Source organism: Paenibacillus sp. UMB4589-SE434, from assembly GCF_030226685.1.
Classification (GTDB): Bacteria; Bacillota; Bacilli; order Paenibacillales; family Paenibacillaceae; genus Paenibacillus_B.
Map to the genome: position 1 here is coordinate 110,408 of NZ_JASOYK010000006.1, position 24,063 is coordinate 134,470.

Here is a 24,063-nt window from a genome sequence, read left to right on the forward strand (position 1 = left end):
GCTTATTTCAATTATACGCTTATGAATTACCGTTCTTCACGAAACAGATTGGTAAATGTTTTAGGGATATCTGTCTCAAAGCGCATCAGCTTGCCTGAAGTCGGATGCTTAAACGCCAAGACGCGAGCATGTAGTCCAAGACGTCCAATGGTTTTGGACTTGGCGCCATATTTCTTATCGCCTACAATTGGATGCCCGATATCATGCATATGGACACGGATCTGATTTTTGCGGCCGGTTTCCAGGTTTACCTCTAATAGAGAATAATGGCGATTCGTTTGCAGTGATTTGTAATGCGTAATCGCTAGCTGGCCATCATTCGCGAATGGACTGGAGTACATTTTAAGCGTTTTGGTTTCTTTGAGCCATGATTTTACAGTACCCTCAGGCTTCTTTACAGCGCCTTCTACAAGCGCAATATAGGTACGCTCTTGAACCGTATCCTGCCACGATTGCTGCAGCGTCTGCTGTACATGTTCGCTTTTTGCAAACATCATAACCCCCGACGTATCGCGATCAAGCCGATGTACAACAAATACACGGTTGTTTGAGCCTGATTTGCGAACATGAGCCATCAGCTGGCGGTAAGCCGTCACTTCATCACCTGGAAAGTCATTATGCGAAGAAATGGACAACAAACCAGCATCCTTATGAATAATAAGGACATCATCATCTTCATGGATGATGCGCAAGCCAATCATTGGCACTTCTTCTGGGGCGCGGCCTATACGGACGATAACGGTCTGCCCGGGCTCAAGGTTGTAGTTGTAGGCCTTGGTTACGCGACCGTTAACCGCTATTTGACCACGCGCAAGCATCGCCTTGACGGCGTTGCGTCCAGAACCGGACATCTGTTCCAACAGGAAAGCAAGAAGTTCGCCTTGCTGCTTGACTTCATAGGACTTTGACTTTATAGGTGCCGTGGCAGGTTTATCTTGGCGCTTGGTGTCTGCTTTATGCTTGGAGGCAGAAGCTGGAACTGGCTTAGTCGAATATTCAAAAGCAGACCGTGCACCCTTGTTGGCGGCTGTGTGTCTGGCAGAGGAATGGGCTTGCTTGCCAGGAGCCCCAGCAGATTGTTGGGCAGATGAGCGATCGTTCCTCGAAGGTGCTGCTGCGTAATCAAACTTGCTCTTAGCGTTAGAGTTCGATGATGCTGTATATGTGTTTGATCCATGCTTAGGCTGCCGTTGGGCAGTGGATTTGTTAGCGTGGTTGGTCTTTCTTGGCTGACGCTGTGATTTCATAGATGGATAGCTCCTCATTCGTAACCGAATTTAATATTCCTATCATATCAAAAAGGGCGAACAACCGCTATAAGATGGCTAAAGCCTGCTTTTTTCTAAGTTTAAGTGGAGTTGATTAGCCCTGCACGAGCAGTACTCACATGGTATACTAACAACATACACAACTGGATCGTGATATACGGGATCTTGAACAAAGGGAGTAGATTGCTGCAATGGCATTAACGATGATGGATGCACGGGACACGCTTAAGCGTATTTATGGATATGAAGATTTCCGGGAAGGCCAGACACTCATTATCGAGCATTTGTTAAATAGACAGGATACAGTAGGTATTATGCCGACGGGTGGAGGTAAGTCGATCTGCTACCAAATCCCGGCACTGCTTCAGCACGGGCTGACATTGGTTATTTCGCCGTTGATCTCGCTGATGAAGGATCAGGTAGATGCGCTCCACACGTTAGGTGTTGAAGCCGCATTTATTAATAGCACACAAGAAGCTGCCGAGGTAAACCGTATTCTTCGTCAGGCGGAACAAGGGAAACTGAAGCTGCTCTATGTAGCACCTGAGCGGCTTGAAAGCGATTGGTTCCGTGAACGGGCGGCCTCCCTGCGAATTTCTTTTATCGCAGTTGATGAATCCCACTGCGTCTCGCAATGGGGGCATGACTTCCGCCCGAGTTACCGAGCAATCGCACCTTTTGTGCGCGCGCTTGCCGCGCATGAATTTGGCGAGCGTCCACTCGTGGCGGCATTTACGGCGACCGCGACGCCTGAAGTGACGGAAGACATTATTCGCCTGCTGGAGCTGCGCCAGCCCGAGCTGGTGATTACCGGCTTCAAGCGGGATAATCTTGCTTTTACCGTGCTGCGCGGAGAGAATCGCAAAGAATTCACGCTTAACTATGTCAAGCAGCGGGCTAGTCAGTCAGGAGTGATCTACGCCTCCACACGTAAGGAAGTGGAGGATTTGCACGAGATGCTGGAGAAGGCAGGCGTTCCTGCAGGCCGTTACCACGCAGGCTTATCGGACGACGAGCGGGCTAAAATGCAGGAAGCCTTCCTTTATGACGACATTCGGGTCATTGTGGCGACAAATGCATTTGGCATGGGTATCGATAAGTCGAACGTACGTTATGTCCTGCACTACAATATGCCGAAGCATATGGAGGCATATGTACAAGAAGCGGGGCGTGCAGGGCGTGACGGTGAGCCTAGTGAATGCGTGCTGTTATTCCATCCGCAGGACATACAGACACAAAAGTTCTTTATCGAGCAGAGTGAGTCGTTGCCTGAACGCAAGGCACATGAGTATAAGAAGCTGCAATCAATGATCGATTATTGCTATACGCTTGGCTGTCTGCAGACTTATATGCTTAAGTACTTCGGTGAGGAGAACGAGATCCCCTGCGGCGTATGCGGCAACTGCAAAGATGAGCGTGAAGAGGTAGACATTACCGTTGAAGCGCAGAAGATCTTCTCATGTATTTATCGGATGCGAGAGCGATTTGGTGTCTCGATGGTTGCCTCTGTGCTCAAAGGATCACGGAACAAGAAAGTACTCGACTATCGATTTGATACGCTGTCTACTCATGGTGAGATGCGTCATCTAACCGATAAGGCGATCGCAGACTTGATCTACGTATTGATTGCAGATGGATACTTGCAGCTTAGCGAAGGCCAGTATCCGGTTGTCCGGCTGCTTCAACCGGCTGCAGATGTTCTGAAAGGGCAGCTCAAGGTCATGCAGAGAGTTGCCAGCTCGCTTAAACCCAAGGCGTCAGCTGCGGTGGATGAGACGTTGTTTGAGCAGCTTCGACTGCTGCGTCGTGACATTGCCAACAAAGCGAATGTGCCGCCATACATCGTCTTTAATGACAGCACACTGCGCGAGATGGCAGAGACACGTCCGACGACAGAGCTTGCTTTCTTAAAGGTGAAAGGTGTCGGGGAAGCCAAGATCAAGAAGTTTGGAATGCCGTTCTTGGAACTGTTCCGGCAGTTAAAGGATGCAGAAGCGGAGCAAGATGAGCGTGGCGACTGGGAAGAAATAGACGAATGAGCATATCTATTCAATGGGCGGTTGTCTGGCAATAGTGAACTTCCTTTGCATCTTTGTAAGGGGGTCATTATGAGCTCTTATTATCAACATTTATCAACTATTAACCAATACCCTCAACCTACAAGTAAAGGACCCGAATCGCCGGGTCCTTCTTCATTAGCTGATCAGATACGAATCAACGATAGCCACATTGATAGTCACACTTCTTCTCGTCGGTTTGATAAGCTGATCGGTATTATCATATGTACACTGAAGCCTGCACCTTCTTCAGAATGGAACTCAATTTTCCCCTCCAGACTGATCACTCGCTCACGAATTCCTGATAAGCCCATACGACTAAATGATGATTGCATGTTTTCGAGGTTCATGCCAATACCATCGTCTTTATAAGCAAGATGAATATGACGGTCGATTTCCTCGATATCAATAATGACCTGATTCGCTTTCGCATGCTTTTCTGTATTACGCAATAATTCCTGCATAATTCGATAAACTGCTGTAATCTGTTCTTCGCTCAGCTTTGCCGCCACGGGCTTGCCCTGTAGAATGACAGCGAAGTTTACTTGAAGCTGCAGGTGATCCGTTAGAGATTGTATCGCCTCTACAATGCCGAGCTCGTTGATTAACGGAGGCCTTAATTCATTGCACGTTTCACGAATCTGATGGATGACGTCGAGCAATCCTTCTTTGATCTGGTACAGCTCATTGTGCATATGTGCAGACATCTTATTGTCTACCATAAAAGTTTCAAGTCTTCTGTACCAGATGAGTTGGTCCTGTAGAGCTGAATCATGGAGATCTGAAGCTAGTCGACGTCGTTCATTCTCGGACAGGAGGAACAAGAGCCGAAGCAGCCAAGGAGATGCTGAAGCAGACTGTGCTTGACTCATTTCTTCTTCTAGCTGCTCCATTAGATTCTCAAGAAAGTACAAGTTCTCGTGCACAATGCTAGTGTAGTTAGCAATGGTCTTCAGCCATTGAAGCTCATCCACATTAAATAAGGTACGGTTATTTTTATTTCCAATCCAAAGTACATACAGACAATCTTTTCGTTTGCCAATTATTAAGGCGACACCATGCGGCATCGTGATCACATCAGCGATTTGAAAAGTATAGGCGCTTGCTAATAGTGCTTTTGAGATCGCTTGGTCAATGTCACTAGAGGGAACTGGAGTCACGCTCTGGTGATCGCTGTTGACCGTTAAAAACTGATATTTACAATAAGGCAGCATGATTGACACTTCTTGTTCAATGGCACGAATCAGGTCGTCTTTTTTCATGACACGTGCCATCGAACGGGAGAAGCGGTCAAGACTGTCCTGGTAGCTATACATCTGTTTAAAAAATTTGGGGCGAAACTTATAATCAATAAGCTCTTTGAGGTAAAGAAAAAGCGTGAACCCGATATGAATGACTACGTAGATCTGAAACCATTGAACCCACGTCTTGTCATACTTAATATTAAGAATTACCGCTATAAAGAGCAGAACGCCAAGTGCAGGTAATACGGATAATGCGGTGTAGTACTTAAACCTTGTAAGCATAAAATCAATATCGAATAAACGATTTGAAGTAAATAAATACAGATAGCTTACGGGCAACGCCAACAAGAACAAGGTGCTGAAAAAGGCGGGAAGCAGTTGGACTTTAAAGAAAAATAGCGTAATAACATTACTTAATACAAAAGGGATAAAAGACGCCGCATGGGCAACAAGCATAAATTTAAATAACGGATTGAGCTTTGTGTATCGATATCGCTTAAATATGATGATTAGTCGGTACAAACAGATCAAATAACTAACCGCGATCAAAGCTAAAAAGATCGGGTTGATCATCCAAATAATGTCGAACTCGATAGTGTCCACCATAAATAAACCACTAAGAATACATTGTGTGGCTACAATAGCAGTAAGTGTATGAATAATCACTGGTTTGACAAATTTGATTTTGAAGCGAGCTAGATACACGTTCATGAAATACATATATATGCAGAAACAAAGAGGTAGTAAGGACATAAGCAGCTTGCCCACGAGGTCTAGTCTGCCAGAGGCAGGAGAAGCAAAATAGATCATGCCGACAGAAATAAAAAAAAGAATAAGTAGTCTGGCTGCATTATCATCTTTCTTTTTGACGTACACAATAAAAGACATTAGAAGAAAAACGAATAAAAATAAGCCAGGTACGATGATGGTAAAAAACAAGGTGTTTGTATTAATGTTATCCAGCCAGTTTTTATTGTTAATATGTATTTCCTGGATTTCGCCATTTTGTTTTTGAATGAGTAATGTGTCAGCTTGTTCTACACTTCTGTACTTTTCAACATAGTAATGCTCACCTGCATCGCGGCCATTCACTTCAAGTAATATATCCCCTACTTGTATCTTATTTTGATCAGCTTGATCAAATGGATACACCTCGGTAATCCGATATTCTCCTGAAGATTGGGTCACGATTAGCCCTATTTTAGCATTAGCTAATGATACATTGACGAGATGAATGATAACGAACAGTAGAACGATAACAAAAAGTGCATCTATCCAGTTAATGAATTTTCTTTTTACGCCCACGCCCAGAACCCAAATGAGTATTTCTCTCTAGCCTCCTTGTGTGTATTCAAAGAAGCTTTAAGCGCTCGCTCTTGACTCGCTGACATTCCTGCAAACTGCAGCTGCCCAGTCATAAACAATTCCATTTTGCCAGCATCGTTTTTAAGTTCCTTCATAATGTTTAATAACATGTAAATCCCTCCATTTTATAAATACTTTTAATCTTATTGGACGCTAGAGATGTTACTTTTTCTCCAACTAACGGATGCGGTTTACTTTAGACCATTAACAAAATAATTAATAAATAAGGTTCTGCTGGAATCAGGCAAAGATAAGGAATCAAAGTGCTCCATGCATTGGAAATAATGTGTTCTGAGAAGGACATCAATGTACATTTCAACATCAGCGTTCTCAAATAGACGAATAATTTCGCTTCTGAACGGTTCGCTGCTTATATATTCTGGAAGCTTGTTGAATTGTGCTTCGCTTAAGTATTCTGCTTTGTGAAGCTCATCCAACAGAATTAGAATTGGCAGCGTCCTTCTACCTGAAGCGATATCACTGGAGTGTTCCCAGCGAATCATATTACGGTAATCGTTAAACAATTGGGCTCCAAAGCCCATTTCTCTTGCGTAGGTCTCGACGGTAGTATTGTATTCTCCTGTAGCAAGCAGTACTCCTGTTGTACACGCCATAATCAACATGGAAGCAGATTTCTGTTCAATCATGTTCATGTATGATTCCATATCCACAACGCTGTTCATAAGGTCTATCGTCTGTCCATTCACAGCAGCTAACAAATGACGATGCGCCAGATTAGCGACTAAACGAACACGTTCCAAGTCTGTTGAACTAGACTGTAGAGCATAATGTCCCAAGTTCAATAATCCGATTGCAACATTAATGGCCAAGGGCTGGGGAATCTGCATCCAGGACTTATGTGAGGCGTCTTGGTCTTGTACGTCGTCGAAGATATCATAACTAAGCATGAACAGTTCCATAGCAGCGCCAGCTTTATAAATCAGTTCTCCTTCTCCCCCAAACATCCGATAGTGGAATATGGTCAACAAACCAAAATGAGTACCTTCTTCTAGTTTGTCATCCAAGAAACGACGCGCATATAATCTTATCGAATCTGTAAAAAAATCATCGATCAATGCGTACAGTTCCTCTTTCATTCTCACTAGTTCTATTTCCATGTCTCACCTCCACAATTGATACTATACTACTAATGATAATAATAACTACAAAAGAAAAAACAGGCAACTGAATAAGAGCTGTTATTAAAAATGATATCGATAAACATTTTAAGTGAAATATTTCTTATCCAGCTTCGTCCCAATTGAAAGTGTATTAAAGGGAGAAGTCAGGAGCTTGACGCCCTTGCTTTGTTGTATACTAACCGTTAAATAACGTTTAATTAGCTTCCTTGAAGCCTGTCATGAAACTCACAGCATGACCAGAGATCGACCCGTGTTGGCGGTTCCATCTACCTGTCCCCGGCAATTAAATAAGCGGCAGAAGCCTGAAGGCTCTGCCGCTTTATGCATAATGATTTTATTAAATAGCCCAGTTACCTTTTCTGAATACAGGCACGACTGTGCCATCCTGCAAGATGCCGTCGATATCCATCTCGGCTGAGCCGATCATAAAGTCCACATGTGTGATGCTGTTATTTACGCCGTTAGCGCTCAGCTCCTCACTGGACATTTTTTTGCCGCCTTCTACGTTAAATGCATAACCACTGCCGATCGCAAGGTGATTGGAAGCATTTTCGTCAAATAACGTGTTGTAGAACAAAATGTTCGACTCTGAGATCGGGGAGTGATGTGGAACAAGTGCAACTTCCCCCAGATAATGCGAACCTTCGTCTGTATCCACAAGGTGCTGCAAAATTTCTTGACCTTGTTCTGCTTCTACTTTGACAATCCGGCCCTGCTCAAACGTCAGCTTAAAGTTATCAATTAGATTGCCACCATAGCTGAGCGGTTTCGTACTGGACACGTAGCCGTTAACACCTTCCTTAAACGGCACTGTGAACACTTCTTCCGTTGGCATGTTCGCCATAAACGGAACTTCTTGCTCGTTAGTGCTGCCTGCGCCAACCCATAGGTGCTTCTCTGGCAGCTCAATCGTCAGATCTGTGCCTGGAGCCCGGTAATGCAGCTTATGGAAATGCTGGCCGTTCAGAACATCGACTTTCTTATGTAAGGTAGTATTATGGTCGGCCCAAGCTTGTACAGGATCTTCCGCATGGAGGCGTACAGAGGCAAAGATGGCATCCCATAACTTATCTACTGCATCTTCAGGGCTTGAATCGGGGAATACCTTGGCAGCCCAGTCTACACTAGCAGCACCAACGACTGTCCAGCTTACTTTGTCAGATTGAACGGCTTTGCGATAATGATCAAGTGCTTGGCCGGATGCTTTCTGGAAGTTACCGATTCGCTGCGGATCGATGCCTTTTAACAAGTCAGGGTTAGATGAGACAATTGCAACAAATGCGGCACGCTTGTCGACAAATGTGTTTCGTTTTAAAGCCTCGAATTCTGGGTATTCCGTAAACACTTCATCTGCTGCTTTCTCATATTTTAAGCGGGACAATTCCTCGTCAACCCAGTCGACATGAACGTTGGCTGCGCCGGCTTCATAGGCTTCGCGAGCTACCAGGCGGGCAAGCGGAGCAACTTCAGTAGTCGCGGTTACGTATACATCTTGTCCTGGCTGAACGTTTACGCCTACTTTTACGATTAGATTCGCATATTTTTTTAAGTTGTGTTCAAATGATGCAGTCATTGGGAAATCCTCCTTTAATAATTGACCTGTGTTACAAATATAAACCATTTTACGATCTCAATCAAAACAGACTTTTGAAATCTACAAATTTTGGTGTTTGGACATAATCGCAGCGATTGTCGAATTAATTGATGCAAATGGTTATAATGGGAAGGGCTGCTGTTAGCAGAAAGGAGAAATTATGAAAGTTGTATTAGCGACATTAAATGCAAAGTATATTCATACCTCGCTTGCGATCCGGTACTTGAAGGCGCATTGTGAGCATGAATTTGACGTAGAATTGGCAGAGTACACGATAAAGGATCCGGTGATGAACATCGTATCTGATTTGTACCAGCGAAATGCGGATGTGATCGGTTTCTCGTGTTATATATGGAATATTGAAGAGACGATTAAAGTGATAAGCATGCTGCGTAAGGTTCGTCCGGACGTTCGGATTCTCCTCGGGGGTCCTGAGGTGTCATACGACACTCAATATTGGATGGAAAGAGTAACGGATGTTGATTTCATCGTTGTGGGCGAAGGGGAGGAAACATTATTACATCTGCTGCGTGAGATGAGCACAGATCAAAAATACCACTTTGTGTTTGGACTTGCATATCGGGACAAGCACGGCAAAGTTGCCATTAATCCGCCTCGTCCCAAGTTGGATCTGAATGAAATCCCGTCCCCTCATCGCTTTAAGGAGGATATTGGTGAGCTCGGTAAACGTGTAGTTTATTTTGAGACCAGTCGTGGATGTCCATTCAGCTGTCAGTTCTGTTTGTCCAGTATTGAAGTAGGCGTGCGTTATTTTGATATGGAGCGAACGAAGGCTGATATTTTATACTTGATTGAAAACGGGGCAAATCTGATTAAGTTTGTGGACCGTACCTTTAATATTAAACGTGACTATGCAATGGAAATGTTCCAATTTCTGATTGACAACCACCAAGGTTGTGTTTTTCAGTTTGAGATTACGGCTGATATTATGCGACCTGAAGTACTGGATTTCTTGGCAGAGAATGCGCCTCCAGGCATATTCCGATTTGAAATTGGTGTACAATCTACGAACGATTCGACTAACGAATTGGTACAGCGTCGTCAGAACTTTGCGAAGCTGACACGTACAGTGAACAAAGTGAAGGATAGTCTGAAAATCGATCAGCATTTGGATTTAATTGCCGGATTGCCGCTTGAAGACTATGACACATTCCGTAAAACGTTTAATGATGTGTTTGCGTTAAGACCGGAGGAACTGCAGCTTGGATTCTTAAAAATGCTGCGGGGAACGGGACTAAGACGAGATGCAGAGAAGTATGGATATATTTATATGGACCATGCACCTTATGAAATGTTAAGCAATAACGTGATGCCTTTTGATGATGTGGTTCGTTTAAAGAGGCTTGAAGATGTGCTGGAGAAATATTGGAATTCACATCGCATGGACTATACGATGGAACATCTGATGGAACGGGAGTTTGATTCACCATTTGATTTCTTTCAGGCGTTCGGTGATTATTGGGAGTCCAAAGGCTGGCAGAAGATCGGCCATCAGCTAGAAGATTTATTTGTGCGACTTCGGGGCTTCTTGCAGGAGCGGGAATTAAAACAGACATCCGTTGCGCTTGGGTTGATGAAGCTGGATTACTTTATGAACCATAAGTACAAGCCGCGTAAAATATGGTGGGATGTATCGTTGTCAAAAGACGAAGCCGCCAATGTATTACGTTACGCAGCCCAGCAACCAGATCAAGTGTCCAGCGTGTTTGCGAGTCTTGGATTAAGTGAGAAAGAGCTTCATAAGCATGCTGTTGTGGAACGTCTATCATTTGACGCGCTGCAGTGGATGACTTTAGATAATGCTGAAGCTGTGAATTCTAACAAAAAGACTGTTGAGCATGAGACGTCCACCATCGTGATCGTGTTATACCAACAGACGGAAGATGAGAAACCGCTGTTGTTCTTTGTGCCGGAACATAATCTCGTACTGAAGTAAGCTGATTATATAGTCAAACAGGTCTGCTCCTATGTCAATTAGGGCAGGCCTGTTCTCATGGACTGCGTTGCAGTTATACTTTTAGAGAAACTTTTGATAATGAAATGTTGGATACGGAAATATCATCTTTCGTGCGGAACAAAATTAAGGCAATGAGATAGCACACCATGGTAAACCAAATAATAGTGGTGAAGCCACTGCCCACCGTATAGAGAATGCCTGCACAGGCTGCACCGACCGTCGTGCCGCCATACATCATTGCGTTAGCCAGGGCAGCGATCATGCCGCGAGCTTCGGAATGCAAGGATTGCAGCATCATCATCAACAGCGGGAACAGAATGCCGCCTAATGCAGTCAGTGCAAAGTAAGCACTTGCAGCAAGTGGCAGATAAGTGCTGTATGCCACAACGATAAATCCTGCGATCATACCTGTAATAAGTAAGGATATGACCCGTCGACGTGATCCATGCTGGGCGACGTGAGATGCAAGTAAGCTGCCGATCAGATTCCCAGCACCAATAACGAGCACAAAGGTGCCAATCTGAGAGACAGTAAGTTTATATGTATCCGTAAGCCAATGGCCGATAAAGGAGAAAACGGCGAACATCCCCATCGTAAATATGAAATAACCAGCAAACCATCTAATGGCATGGGGTTTACGCAGTAATTCATGGTACATGCGGCTTATGCTGTTGACAGCATGTCCCGATGTTAATGTTTGTGCAGGTAAATTAGGGAATTGTGCGTATACGATGCCGATCAGCAGCAGCGCCAACACGCCGATAACCACAAATGGTGTCTGCCAGTGCGAAGCTGAAAGGTAGCTGCCAAGCGGGACACCGAAGCATTGGGCGCATGCAAGCCCAGCACTTGTTATGCCCATCGCGCGCATGATCTGATGTTGAGGGACGAGTTGTGGAATAGATGCCCACACTTGTGGTGATACGAAAGCTGCGCTAATCCCTGCCAGAAGACGGAATAGGAACAAGCTCCAAAAGTTGAAGGCTAGTCCGCAGCCCGCAGTAAACAGAGCAAATGCGGCAAGCCCAATCATTAACGAGGATTTACGGTTCCATCGGTCCGACAAGGGGCCTGCAAATAAAGCAGTAACACAGTACCCGATTGCGTAGGCCGATACAAGCCAGCCTGAGAGCTCTATAGGAATCGCTAACTTGGCATCAAGCAAGGGGAGCAGCGGAGATACAATAAAGGTATCCGTACCGATGACAAACATAATAGCAAACAACATCCAGATGATCGATTTCATATAAAAGACTCCTTTGACATAAAAACGGTTTAACCGCGAGAAGTTATAACAAGAGGTGCAGGCTCATTGTTCGATAATTCGATTTTATTCGAACTATGTTTAGATGTCAACGCTTTAATTGTTTGGTTAGGTTTTATCGGATATGGGAATAGAGACTGCCTGGTGGAACAGGCAGTCTTATTACACACGATTGTAGGGACACTTACGTGGGGGAAGTGTTAGTGGTTTATCACATCGGGAATCGCTTATATAACTAGTGAACGGTGGTGTCTTGTGTGAACAATGTCTTTTTATATATGCGATAATAAACAGCAGAGGCTGCTATCGTATAACAGGCAACTGTAATTAAACCGTTCTCGGCGCTGATATAGGAAGAGAGGGCGGATTGTGGTATTGTCATGCTCATCAACACATTCCAAGTCAGGTTATGCGTCGTATGTAAAATGGAGGCTGGCCAGATGCTGTTGGTCCGAAGCCTTAGGCTGCCAATGAGTGGAGCAAGAGCTATACAATTCACAATAAGCAGCAGTATGGCAAGAAGAGGCTGCTGCTCAGCGTGATAGATGGGTGTCATAAGCAGAATAGGAGCATGCCATAGGCCATGAATGATGCCATTGGCAGCATAAGCTCGTCTTTCTCCTAATACTCTTACTAAAATCGGCAGCCAATATCCTCGCCAACCTAGTTCTTCGCCTAAAGATGTCGTCAGTACATTAATTACAAAAGTGAGGAGTATCAGGATTGGGAACACAGCCCATGGTGCCCCTCCATACTGCTCGGGAAGCTGAATCTTTATCAATCCGCAAGACCATGCGAGAGTAAAGCTGATAAAGGCTATAATCAGCGGGATGAAGAAGGCAGGCATGTAACCCCTGAAGCCCCAACGATGCAAGCCTAATGCAGCCCAACCAGCACGGCTGAAGCCATCACGAGTAAACACAAACATCATGATTAGCGCAGCCAGCGTGGGGGTTAGCATGTAGACGAGTGAATTCACATTCGGTAGTAATGCAAAAACTACAGCTAGCAGCAGCACTACTATTGTAAAGATGATGGCCTTCATTTGATCTGTAATTTGTGTAAACATATTTGTTCCTCCAATTTTTTTCTTTTGTATGCTGTACTAGCGTATTAAAATAGGAGTAGGATGTGTAGTGATACATATCGGAAAGCAATCATATAAAAGTATGATTTTGTCGGAAAGGTAGTCTGTAGATGAAACAAACTCGAATCAAGTTGCCGGATCGCATCATACAGAATCGATCCTGGCAGTGGATCGACTGGGCTTTGTATGGATTATTTCTGCTTTGGGTCATATCCGGATTTGTGTATGTGTACATCTTAACGGATATGATTGCCCCGCCTAAGTGGCCTTCTATCGGGTTATATATATTGTCTGTTGCTGTTCCTTTTCTGTTTTGGAGACCAGGAAAGATTCAAGCAGAACGATTTATTGCCTCGGAAATAATCTGTTTTGGCGGTATTAATATACTGATGCATGTATCGATGATGAATTATATCGATAACATGGTGCTTGTAGCGCTAACGGCCGGATTTCTGTCAACAACATCTTCTGTTCGTTGGTCAGGCCCGATCGTAATCTTATTCCCGTTCATTGGAATATGGAGTGGTAAACTGTCGGTGCTGCAAAGTATGGACCAAATGATGAACCACTTGATCTTGTTTGGTATTGGCATCGGCTTTAACATGTTATTGTTCAGTCAGGAACGGCTGCAGCAACTGCTTGCGCATAATCACCAACAATATCGTGTCATCCAACAGTATGCAGCCCAAGTGGAACAGCTGACGGTTCAGGAGGAAAGATCCAGGATGGCTGCTGAACTTCATGATACGGTGGGCCATGCCCATGTGTCGCTATTAATGGGATTGGAAACAGTGAAGAGTGCAATCGTTACGGACGTCATGCTTGCACAAGAACGGCTGGATGTTATTTTAGATCACGCAAGACTTAACTTTTCGTCTATTCGAAGCCATATTCACGGAATTGCAGGGCATGATGAGGAGATTGATCTGGAAACAAGCATAAGGCGCTTAGGTGATGATATGGTCGCACAGACAGGGCTGCACGTTCATTTGCGGATTACGGGCGAGCAGGTCGTATTAGCTTCTGCTCATCAGAACCTGCTGCTTCGCTGTGCTCAAGAAGCGATGACCAATGCCGTGAAGCACGGACGAGCTACTCATATTCACTGCTTGCTGGAGTATGGTGAGCGTGAACTGCAGATGATTTTGCGAGATAACGGACAAGGTGTTGAAGAAGTGCGCTTTGGCTTTGGTCTGACAGCGATGCGAGACCGATTACAAGCTTATGGAGGACAACTTCGTGTAGAATCCTGTCTGGATCAGGGGACTACACTTGCTTGCACGCTACCTCTGTTAAGTCAAGTTAAACAGGGCAGCACAATTCGTATTCTCATAGCCGATGACGAGCAGTTAATTCGGGAAAGCTTGCATTACCTATGTGAGCAAGAGCAGGATATTCAAGTTGTAGCTACTGCGACAGATGGGGTGCACGTTGTAGAGCAAGTGCATCATATGGCGGCATCTATTCCGAATCTATCTGAAGCGCAAGTCCCCAATTTCCTAGATGTTGTGCTGATGGATGTCCGAATGCCGCGTATGGACGGATTAGCCTGCACGGTCGCTATTAAAGAACATTATCCTCAGGTTAAAGTACTGCTGCTGACGACATTGGATGAGATTGATAGTGCGGCACAGGCTATTGAGGCTGGGGCTGAGGGGTACTTGCTTAAGTCTATCCACCCTAAGGAATTGCTTGCAAGTCTTCGCTTAGTATATAACGGAGGTACGCTGCTATCTCCTGATTTGGCTAGCTCTATGATGCAAGAACTGCGGGAACTTCGGGCAAATAAACAGCAATTTCAATACGATTATGATCCTGATGCAGCAGTTGATCCTTATGGTCTGACGGAACGAGAACGTGAAGTGCTGGATAGTTTGGCTGAGGGTTTGAAATATCGGCAGATTGCGGAGCGATTATTTTTGTCAGAGGGAACGATACGCAACTATATTTCGAGTCTGTATGCCAAATTAGGTGTCAGTGATCGTCAATCTGCAGCAAATGCTGGTCGAGATGCTCGTTTGATCAGAAAGATTAAACTTTAAATGTTTAATCTTATCATATAGTTAGTGGACCTACACAAGTGAAATGCAGCATTGCAGCTTGCAGTTTCAGGTACGATTGGCCATAAATGATATAAGTTTGTATCTACTCGAACATTTGAATGACTAATGAGAGAGGCGTATAATATAAATATGAGAACATTATTTCACCCAGAGCGCAAGGATATTGAATTAGAGCGTGTATTTTATGCGCTAAGCGACCCCATTCGATTAACGATGGTGCGTCGTCTCATGATTGAGCCGGAGTTATCCTGCGGACGATTTGAGCTCGCCTTGCCAAAGTCTACATTGTCACATCACTTTAAAGTGCTGAGAGAAGCGGGCATTATGAGAACAAGAGTAGAAGGAACGCTGCGATTCGTATCTCTACGAATTGAAGATCTGGATGATCGTTTCCCTGGTTTACTGGCCATTATCCTTCATTATGAACAAAAGAATCCGATAGTATGAAGTTAGTTTCGAATGAAGCGGGGCACGATGTGTCCTGCTTTTTTGAACGCTTCGCTGCTCCATTTATGCGAACTCAATTGAATAGCTATGAAGCCTGGAGTTGGAAATAAAGTTTCATAGTTGAGAAATTTTATAACGGAGTAAATAAAGAAACAGAAGCCAGAAATAGGCTTCTGTTTCTTGTAAGTACAATAAATGCAACTGCAAAATATGCCGCATGTGCATGAAGATTACAAGGTGATACGTGCAGTTAAGGAGCTACTGAACGTAATACAGTACAATTGCCATCCAGTGAGTATTCTCCCAGGTTTGCTGGAAGCAAGAAGCACTCTCCTGAACGGAAGTCAATGGAGCCATCTGTCCAGCGTAGTGTCCCTGTTCCTTCGCACACAACCAGAATCACAAAGCTCTCCGATGTAGTCGTCAAAGCCCACTCCGCGGTGACGATTCCCTTCTCCACGATAAAGTAAGGAGATTGTGCAAGCGTGAGCCACTCGTTAGGCTGTGCATCGTCCGTCTTCATACGGGAAGCACCTGCCCCCTCATAAGCAATCACGTTAAGGGAGTCTTCGATATGCAATTCACGCGGTTTGCCGTCAAGTCCAGGACGCTCGTAATCATACAAACGATACGTGGTGTCAGAGTTCTGTTGAACCTCAGCTACAACCACGCCAGCGCAAAGGGCATGGACCGTGCCAGCAGGGATGTAGAAGGAATCGCCTGCTTGAACGGGAACTTCCTGCAGCGCTTCCATAATACGATCCTCATCGATCGCTTTTGCTAACGCTTCACGATCGATGCCTTCTTTTAAGCCATAAATAATCTTGGCATCCGGCTTGGCATCTAGTACGTACCACATCTCTGTTTTGCCAAGTTCACCTTGCGGCAAGCCCTCGTACTCGTCAGTTGGATGAACCTGAACGGACAAGTCATCATTACAATCAAGCAGTTTTATTAATAATGGGAAACGACCATTTTTCTCGGAAAAGCCTTTTGTTCCAAACCATTCCTTGCCGTATTGCTCGCGAACATCGTCCAGACCTTTGCCAGCCAGTTCGCCATTGACAACACGAGTGATACCGTTCGGATGGTCTCCGATCATCCAGCCTTCTCCGATATGACCTTCAGGCAAGGCTAAGCCGAACTGCTCTAATGCGCGTCCGCCCCAGACACGTTCTTTGAATTCGGGTTGAAACTTAAGCGGGTATGGTGTAATCATGCTCTTCACTCCCATGCGTAGTCTAATTTCTTGTTGATTGGAACATTTCAAGCCATTCGCCCTCAGGACCTTTAAAGAAGAAGTATCGGCTTCCATTAGGAAGTGTGACGATCTCTTGGTCGATAAGTTCGATACCGATTGCTTGAATACGCTTAAATTCAGACTCAATGTCATCTACGGTAAACGCCAAATGATGGACTTTTCCTTCAACAGGCAGTTGACCGTTATATCCCTCGATCAGCTCAAGTTCAATGCTTTCTTGTCCTTCAAAACTAAGGAAGGCAAGGCGAATCACACCGTTAGAATGATTCACGATGTCCTTGAGAGTCATACCAATCACTTGCGTGTAAAATTGAATGGATGCGTCCAAGTCACCGACCATAATGCCAGTATGCTCTAGCTTGCGTACAGTCATCTACTCCATCTCCTTACGGCTTGAATAGAAAATGTTCCATTATCACACTGTATATCTTCTATATTAATCAAGGAAAAGCGAAAAAGAGTGTTCATATTATAGATTTGTTCTCTATTTTAATACCTTAAAATATACACCTTGGATGTATACTATCGCTTCTCAATCGCGATTACGTAAGGTGCGTGTTGACGCTGGACCATACGGTACACGACCGCTTGTCCTGCGTGCGCGGGAAGTTGCTCTGCCCACGCTTCTACAGCGGCCGCTTCGCGATCGCCACCATCGTGGCCTGGGTACAGCACGACGCTGAGCACCCCGCCTGGGCGCAGCAGGCTGAGCGCGCCCTCAAGCGCGCTCAGCGTCGTGTCCGGCTCCGTCATGACCGACTTGTCGGCTTCTGCCACAGGCAGAAAGCCCAAGTTAAACATGACGGCAGCCGTCTGCCCAAGCCACGAGGGCGGCAGCAGGGCTGCCATGCCAGCGTGGCTCGCATGGCGCAAGGCCACATGCTTGGCGCCATCGACGCCAAGCGCAGCGTGCAGGCGCTCCTTGGTGAGTCCGAGCGCCTCATGCTGGATGTCAAACGCGGCAACGTGACCGCGTTCACCAACTAAGCGGGCGAGGAACAGCGTATCCACGCCCGTACCCATCGTTGCATCCACGACGAGGTCGCCAGGGTGGACGCGCTCTTTGACGACCTGCTGGGCATAGCTCAGCACGGATAAGAATCCCATCTTATTTGCCCCTCCATAACTTGCCCTGCCATGTGTTGCGTCGTTTCAGTTCTGCATCAATCGAGTTAAGCACTTCCCACTTCTTCAGGCTCCACATTGGGCCAATAATCAGGTCGCGCGGCGCGTCACCTGTTACACGGTGCACAATCATCTCAGGCGGCAAAATCTCAAGTGAATCGACGATAAGCTTCACGTATTCATCCTGCTCCAAAAACCGAAGCAGGCCAGCCTCGTACTGCTTGACCATCGGCGTTTTGCGCATCAGATGCAGCAAATGGAGCTTTATACCTTGTACGTCCATCTGGGCGACGGCCTTCGCCGTATCTAACATCATTTCGTGACTTTCCTGAGGAAGACCGTAAATGATATGTGTGCAAATTCGAATGTTATGCTTGCGCAGCTTCTCGACTGCCTCCAAATAACACTGTGTATCATGCGCGCGGTTAATTAGCGTTGATGTGGACTCATGAATGGTCTGCAACCCCATCTCAATCCAGAGATACGTGCGTTGATTGAGCTCAGCCAAATATTCTACAACGTCATCGGGCAGACAATCTGGACGTGTGGCGATAGACAAGCCGACAACTCCAGGCTGCTCCAAGATGACTTCAAAATACTCACGCAGCGTCTCAACCGGCGCATACGTGTTCGTATAGGCTTGGAAATAGCCGATGTATTGGGCATTTGGCCACTTGGCATGCTGCTTGTCGCGAATTGTGTTAAATTGCGTAACAAGATCATCGCGGCGCTTTCCGGCAAAGTCGCCGGAGCCGCGAGCGCTGCAGAATGTGCAGCCGCCAATTGCAATTGCACCGTCGCGGTTCGGGCAGGTAAAGCCAGCATCAAGCATGACTTTAAATACTTTGTTGCCAAACTGCTCGCGCATCTCGTAATTCCATGTATGAAAACGTTTGTCTCCCCAATGCAGGGGAGAAAGTTCACAATCTAATAGTTCTGTCTCGTATATTGGTCTCAACTTTCAGCAAGCCCTTTCGTATATCAAGTCCGCGATGAAGGTGCGGCTGTCTTCGCTACCGTCCATACAGGTACAAATAGCGGATAGCGGAGTGTTCTGTTCAGATGAAAATGCCGTGGATAGCACATTCACATAAAGCCTAAAGCGGCATGCTGATCTGGAAATCATCAGAAGTACGTACTTGCGCACGCCTGTTCACAGTAGGTTGGAAACGGCATCCTTAGCTTATTTTATTGTATCAGAAACGATAATAAAAGCGAAGTTGGGCTTGAAAAAGCTTACATTTCATGTTACATTAAAATCGCATAACAGCAATGTGTTAACCGTTTTCATTGATCTTTTTTTGGCATATCCGCTGCATGACCTGTCTATACTGAATAACAGGAAAGCAACGATTAGTGAGGTGAAGGATAATGAATCCAAATATCGTTATTCCGCGTGGAGAAGAGAAGGTTACGGTTGAACTAACTGTTAAGGAGGCATTGGCGCTGTCTGGTCAGCGTTTTAATGATCAGCCTCAGGTGAAGAGCGACGCGACACGTAAGCTGAAGCATGCCATTGATCGCAAGTTTGAAGTGTAGAGGCTAAGCGTTAATTTTATACTTAAGCATCTTATATACATGTTCCACGATCAGGAATGTCAGGGCGAGGTTGCTGCCTATGTACATTCCTTTTTTTCGTACTTTACATTTGCTTGATCATTCGGCACAATTAATTGTTGGATATTGACATCGAGCATCCACAGGGGAAGTTCAGTTAATTCTTAGTTGTGGTCATTATACTATTACACACTAATGGAGGCATAAACATGCGTTTACGCGGCAAAAAAGGCGCACCTGAGATGTTGGCGCAAATGTCCACACTCGTGGTGATGAGCCCTGAGGCCCATAAAGGAAAGTGGAAGGAACTTTTCGGCAACGATCGTCCGATCTATGTAGAATTTGGGATGGGCAAAGGCCAGTTTATTACGCAGATGAGCGTGCGTTACCCTGATATCAATTTTATTGGTATCGATATGTACGATGAATTGATTGCTCGTGCCAGCGAGAAAGCGCTAGCACTAGGTGAGCAGGCTGGAGAAGGGCTGGAGCATCCGGCTAACTTGAAGCTTGTACGTGCAAACCTTGAATTTGTAGAAACGATCTTTGCAGAACAAGAGCTTGATCGTATTTACTTAAATTTCAGTGATCCATGGCCGAAGAAGAAACATGCGCGCCGTCGATTAACTCATCCAAGATTTGTAGAGAAGTACAGTCGGATTATGAACGATAACGCTGAGATTCATTTGAAGACGGATTCGGTGACTTTGTTTGAGTTCTCTTTAAATTCATTTGCTGATATGGGTCTCCAGATGACAAACATCTCGCTTGACTTGCACCGGGGTGGCTTGAATGAAGAACATGTTATGACGGAATACGAGCAGAAGTTCTCTGGCAAAGGGATGAACATTCATCGGGTTGAAGTCGTGATAGGATCGGCGGCTCTAGCACGCTATGAAGCCAAAAAGTCACTGATGAAACGCCGCTATTAATTCTATATGATGCTCGCAGTCATTTACACCTAAAAAGGTTCTCTTCCGTCATCGGAAGGGAACCTTTTTGTATGATCTAATATACGATTGCTTTGGATAAGGAATGAGAGCGTCTCGATTACTTGGGTTCATGCTTATCAAAGAATGAGGTCAGAATCGTTTCGGCGCAAGCTTTGGGATTATACTGGGCCGCATTCTGTTCGTACAATCTACGGCGTTGAACGACTTCTTCATAATGCCGTACAAGCAGGTTCATCCATTTCGTAACCGTATGCGAGGACTCAATGGGTTCTCCATATCCTTTAGCAGTGAAGTAATGGCAGTTCTCTTCTTCCTGTCCTGGCAGTGGGCTGTAAAACAGCATTGGAATACCTTTAGCTAATGCTTCAGTACAAGTCATGCCCCCAGGCTTGGTAACAAGTAAATCGGCTACGTCCATCAGTTGATCGATCTCATTGGTATAACCAATTAAATGCACGTTCTCGTGTCGGAACCGTGGGTTGCGCAACAAGCGATTGCGCAGTTTCTCGTTGCTGCCGATGCAGAAAACAAATTGGACGTCCCCTCGCCATCTGGTTAATAGTTCATTCACGTCGTTAGGGTCCATTAATCCCCAGCCACCCCCCATTACGAGGACGGTTGGCATTTCCTTTAAACCAAATTTGTCTCGGATGGCTGACTTGGTGTCGCGATCGTGCTTCTCCCAGAACTTAGGATGGACAGGAATGCCCGTTACATGGATACGTTCTGCACGTACACCATGATTCATTAACTTGTCTTTAACTTCCGGAGTAGATACCAAGTATTTGGATACTGCCGGGCTCACCCAGGCAGCATGTGCGTCATAATCGGTAATGAGCGTATACAGCGGCGCAGTTAAACCGTGTTTGCGTAGCCGAGATACGACCGCGTTAGGTATTGGGTGCGTACATACGATCATGTCGGGCTTTAATTGCTTCATCACGGCCATTGCATGCGTATAAAATACACGGTGCAGTGCTAATGTCGTTAGACGATTCAATGACCGGTGATACTGGGTCTTATACATAAATCCGACAAGTTTAGGTTGTACAGTTACCGTTCTCCGATAAGCATGGATAATAAGCGGAGCCATCTTGGGATTCAGGAAGCTGCCCAGCTCAATAACACGTGTTTGTACGTGTGGCGACAGCTTACGTAAGCTGACTGCGAGCGCATGAGCGGCTTGAGTGTGACCTGCGCCGAAGCGTTCCGATAACAACAAAATGCGCTTCTTGCTTCCCCAGTCCTCTTCAGGCAATCCCATATCAGAAGAAGGGAGCAATGTAACAGCTTGTTGCATGGTCGTCACCTTTCTTTTTTTATAATTTAAGTAACCAAGTCCTCTTATCATAATAAGTTCACTACGTATAAGTGCAGGAAAAAGTTGCATGATAACCAAAACCAGGTTGTAGTCCAGCCCAATTCAACTTATTTAACCTTGCCACAACATGACAGTTCCCACAGCAGCACTAGTCCCAAGCAAGGCACCGACTAAGCAGTCTGATGGATAATGTAGCCCAAGATACATCCGTGATAAAGCTACAATGCCAGTTATAGGTAGCAGTAGCCATGCAAGCATCGGCACCATCATGATGCAGGGAACTACAATTGAAAAGATTGCAGTGGTATGCCCAGATGGAAAGGAATGATCGATGAGCGGCTTCTTGAATGTCCGAATATTGGGCAACGCCAGATGTGGACGAATTCTAGGATATATTTTCTTAATGAGTGCTACTGGAATGTGGCTTACGGTCAACGCTACCAAGCACTGCCATCCCACGGTGTCCCACGGATGCGGAGCGAACAGAGCCAGCAGCACCGAAAAGGTGATCGTAAAGGTTGCTCCTCCTAAATGGGTCAGCGTGTACAATATAATGTTAAGGAATCGGTGATGCAGACGATGATTAATCCAGAAAAATAATTGTCGCTCACGATGTCCGAGCCACGCGATAACACGGGTCATGGTCTTCCCTCCGTTATGCGGTATATTCAATAAGTAGGGTAACAAAATAACATTATCAGAAGATGATCGATTTGTGAATTTTCAATTAAGAAAGTTCAGCAAATACTCATCGTGTACCTCTTATAAAAACTGCCATCTAATGCATCTTCACGATCTTTTTACATCGCCTTGATATGCAGTCTATATTGTCATTTTACCCTAATAGGTGTGTAAGGGAAAATGTTAATATTGGAGGGGGCTTCTTATGCGTGTTGCGTTGTTAACTGATACGTATTGGCCGGAGCTTAATGGAGCAGCAAGAACGTTGAAACGTTGGACGCAATATTTATGCAAGCATCATGTACCCGTTCGTGTCATTGCACCTAAACCGCAATACCCCTTAAAGAATGAGTGGAGTGTTAACCGCGTCTTTAGCATTCCATTTGCGGTGTATCCAGACTGCCGCTTTGCCCTGCCGAATCCTTCATGGATAGGACGCCAGTTGGATCGCTTTAATCCTTCAATTATTCATGTTGCGACTCCGTTCTCGCTTGGCTTGATCGGAGTTCGTTATGCGCGTTCTCGTGGAATTCCCCTTGTTGCATCTTACCATACTCATTTTGATCAATATTTGAAGTTTTATCATTTAGAGTCTTTGGAGATGCTGTTATGGAAATATATGCGCTGGTTTCATCGAGATTGCCAAGCTGTTTATGCCCCATCTTCCTATACAAAGAGAATGCTTGAAGCCCAGGGCTGGAATCGGCTGCACATTTGGACTCGGGGAGTTGATGCGCAACTATTTAAGCCGTTAACGCCTGTAGAGAAAAGGATTGGACGAATTAAGCTCGGAATGCCTACCGATCGCCAGATCATGCTGTATGTGGGCAGAATGGCAGCCGAGAAATCTGTAGATCTGTTAATTGAAGCTTATGCTGCACTTCCAGTAGCTCAATTGGAAGAAAGCTTGCTTGTGCTCGTTGGCGACGGGCCAGAACGCATCAGGCTGGAACGTCAGGCGCGATTGCTCCAAGCTCAGCGCCTGCATGGCGATGGCACCTTGCTCGACATTCGGTTTGTTGATTTTCAACCTCAAGATAAGCTTCCCCTATATTACGGGATCTCGGACTGGTTTGTATTTCCGTCCGCAAGTGAGACATTTGGCAACGTCATTCTTGAAGCAATGTCTTGTGGCTTACCTGTCATTACGACACAATCGGGTGCTGCGGCTGAGCTTGTAATATCCGATGCAACCGGCTGGCTGGTTCCTTCGTATGACATAAAGGCCCTTAGCGACATTCTGCTGCGTGCGCATGTGGAATCGTCGCGCAGCACAGTGATGGGGAGCGCGGGAAGACGCTGCGCTGAACGTCGTTCGTGGGATCAGGTGTTTTGTGGAATTTTAGATCAATATAGACAGATCGCTAATGCTCACATTGTTGGGAAGCTTAACAAACGGTTAACGCAGTTTGGTAAAAAATTGGAGTGAGTCGTTAGTTTTGGTCTGAGATGGAAATGCTATTTGAATTATGTTCACAAAAACGTCACATTTATAAATTGACGAATATTCCCGTTTCAGTTTCGTATTTCTTGGTTAACAGGTAGTAGTTGCTGCAACCTTATGTATGTCCAGTACGTTAAATAGTGAAGTATGGCGTACAGAGTAAGAACCGACATGACGTTTATTAATGTTATCAACCCTAGTAACAACGCTGC

20 protein-coding genes are annotated in these 24,063 nt (G+C 45.3%); 7 read left to right on the forward strand and 13 right to left on the reverse strand.

The genetic code is table 11. The features are described from left to right. Positions 1–26: 26 nt before the first annotated feature. Positions 27–914 (reverse strand): RluA family pseudouridine synthase, encoded by an 888-nt coding sequence (locus tag QP775_RS19240; RefSeq protein ID WP_239332396.1) that lies wholly within the window; start codon positions 912–914, stop codon positions 27–29. Between the two features lie 557 nt (positions 915–1,471). On the opposite strand from QP775_RS19240, the gene recQ reads away from it, so the two are divergent. Next, a complete protein-coding gene (gene recQ, locus QP775_RS19245) occupies positions 1,472–3,307 on the forward strand; it encodes a DNA helicase RecQ (protein WP_285108484.1) in 1,836 nt (611 codons plus the stop codon). Positions 3,308–3,504: 197 nt separating this feature from the next. On the opposite strand, the gene QP775_RS19250 is transcribed toward recQ, so the two are convergent. The 4 genes from QP775_RS19250 to QP775_RS19265 form a co-directional block, all read right to left on the reverse strand. Beyond that, positions 3,505–5,874 (reverse strand): ATP-binding protein, encoded by a 2,370-nt coding sequence (locus QP775_RS19250; RefSeq protein ID WP_285108486.1) that lies wholly within the window; start codon positions 5,872–5,874, stop codon positions 3,505–3,507. Beyond that, the gene (locus QP775_RS19255) at positions 5,865–6,044 is read right to left on the reverse strand and encodes a hypothetical protein (RefSeq protein ID WP_285108488.1); all 180 of its coding nucleotides are present in this window, start codon (positions 6,042–6,044) and stop codon (positions 5,865–5,867) included. The genes QP775_RS19250 and QP775_RS19255 overlap by 10 nt, the downstream gene beginning before the upstream one ends. A gap of 81 nt (positions 6,045–6,125) precedes the next feature. Then, entirely contained in the window at positions 6,126–7,052 is a 927-nt protein-coding gene (locus QP775_RS19260; RefSeq protein ID WP_285108490.1) for a polyprenyl synthetase family protein, read from the reverse strand. Between the two features lie 361 nt (positions 7,053–7,413). Further along, positions 7,414–8,649, reverse strand: coding sequence for an aminopeptidase (locus QP775_RS19265; RefSeq protein WP_239332216.1), 1,236 nt, complete (start codon positions 8,647–8,649; stop codon positions 7,414–7,416). A 181-nt stretch (positions 8,650–8,830) separates the two neighbouring features. On the opposite strand from QP775_RS19265, the gene QP775_RS19270 reads away from it, so the two are divergent. Further along, complete coding sequence (locus QP775_RS19270) at positions 8,831–10,627, forward strand: B12-binding domain-containing radical SAM protein (RefSeq protein ID WP_239332214.1); 1,797 nt, start codon at positions 8,831–8,833, stop codon at positions 10,625–10,627. A gap of 73 nt (positions 10,628–10,700) precedes the next feature. Here the strand turns inward: QP775_RS19270 and QP775_RS19275 are convergent, their stop codons facing one another. Both QP775_RS19275 and QP775_RS19280 read right to left on the reverse strand, forming a co-directional pair. Further along, on the reverse strand, positions 10,701–11,894 hold the full coding sequence (locus tag QP775_RS19275) for an MFS transporter (protein ID WP_285108494.1): 1,194 nt from the start codon (positions 11,892–11,894) through the stop codon (positions 10,701–10,703). A 253-nt stretch (positions 11,895–12,147) separates the two neighbouring features. Further along, complete coding sequence (locus QP775_RS19280; protein ID WP_285108496.1) at positions 12,148–12,981, reverse strand: CPBP family intramembrane glutamic endopeptidase; 834 nt, start codon at positions 12,979–12,981, stop codon at positions 12,148–12,150. A 128-nt stretch (positions 12,982–13,109) separates the two neighbouring features. Here QP775_RS19280 and QP775_RS19285 point away from each other — a divergent pair, with 128 nt between their 5' ends. Together QP775_RS19285 and QP775_RS19290 are read left to right on the forward strand one after the other, a co-directional pair. Further along, positions 13,110–15,041, forward strand: a complete 1,932-nt coding sequence (locus tag QP775_RS19285; protein ID WP_285108498.1) for a helix-turn-helix transcriptional regulator — start codon at positions 13,110–13,112, stop codon at positions 15,039–15,041. Positions 15,042–15,191: 150 nt separating this feature from the next. After that, positions 15,192–15,509, forward strand: a complete 318-nt coding sequence (locus QP775_RS19290; protein ID WP_239332206.1) for an ArsR/SmtB family transcription factor — start codon at positions 15,192–15,194, stop codon at positions 15,507–15,509. A gap of 250 nt (positions 15,510–15,759) precedes the next feature. Here the strand turns inward: QP775_RS19290 and QP775_RS19295 are convergent, their stop codons facing one another. The 4 genes from QP775_RS19295 to mnmL form a co-directional block, all read right to left on the reverse strand. After that, positions 15,760–16,728, reverse strand: a complete 969-nt coding sequence (locus QP775_RS19295) for a type I phosphomannose isomerase catalytic subunit (RefSeq protein WP_285108501.1) — start codon at positions 16,726–16,728, stop codon at positions 15,760–15,762. A 22-nt stretch (positions 16,729–16,750) separates the two neighbouring features. Further along, positions 16,751–17,143: a VOC family protein gene (locus QP775_RS19300; RefSeq protein WP_239332202.1), complete on the reverse strand. Its 393-nt coding sequence runs from the start codon at positions 17,141–17,143 to the stop codon at positions 16,751–16,753. Between the two features lie 149 nt (positions 17,144–17,292). Further along, positions 17,293–17,877, reverse strand: a complete 585-nt coding sequence (gene mnmM, locus QP775_RS19305) for a tRNA 5-(aminomethyl)-2-thiouridylate-methyltransferase MnmM (RefSeq protein ID WP_285108504.1) — start codon at positions 17,875–17,877, stop codon at positions 17,293–17,295. 1 nt (position 17,878) lies between these two features. Next, complete coding sequence (gene mnmL, locus QP775_RS19310; protein WP_285108652.1) at positions 17,879–18,844, reverse strand: tRNA modification radical SAM protein MnmL/YtqA; 966 nt, start codon at positions 18,842–18,844, stop codon at positions 17,879–17,881. A 422-nt stretch (positions 18,845–19,266) separates the two neighbouring features. On the opposite strand from mnmL, the gene QP775_RS19315 reads away from it, so the two are divergent. Beyond that, the gene (locus tag QP775_RS19315) at positions 19,267–19,434 is read left to right on the forward strand and encodes a hypothetical protein (protein ID WP_285108506.1); all 168 of its coding nucleotides are present in this window, start codon (positions 19,267–19,269) and stop codon (positions 19,432–19,434) included. 227 nt (positions 19,435–19,661) lie between these two features. Further along, positions 19,662–20,384, forward strand: coding sequence for a tRNA (guanosine(46)-N7)-methyltransferase TrmB (gene trmB, locus QP775_RS19320; protein WP_285108508.1), 723 nt, complete (start codon positions 19,662–19,664; stop codon positions 20,382–20,384). 118 nt (positions 20,385–20,502) lie between these two features. Here trmB and QP775_RS19325 read toward each other — a convergent pair whose 3' ends face one another. Both QP775_RS19325 and QP775_RS19330 read right to left on the reverse strand, forming a co-directional pair. Then, entirely contained in the window at positions 20,503–21,669 is a 1,167-nt protein-coding gene (locus QP775_RS19325) for an MGDG synthase family glycosyltransferase (protein WP_239332395.1), read from the reverse strand. Positions 21,670–21,837: 168 nt separating this feature from the next. Then, the gene (locus QP775_RS19330; protein WP_239332192.1) at positions 21,838–22,368 is read right to left on the reverse strand and encodes a phosphatase PAP2 family protein; all 531 of its coding nucleotides are present in this window, start codon (positions 22,366–22,368) and stop codon (positions 21,838–21,840) included. Between the two features lie 244 nt (positions 22,369–22,612). On the opposite strand from QP775_RS19330, the gene QP775_RS19335 reads away from it, so the two are divergent. Beyond that, on the forward strand, positions 22,613–23,836 hold the full coding sequence (locus QP775_RS19335) for a glycosyltransferase family 4 protein (RefSeq protein WP_285108510.1): 1,224 nt from the start codon (positions 22,613–22,615) through the stop codon (positions 23,834–23,836). Positions 23,837–24,063: the final 227 nt, after the last annotated feature.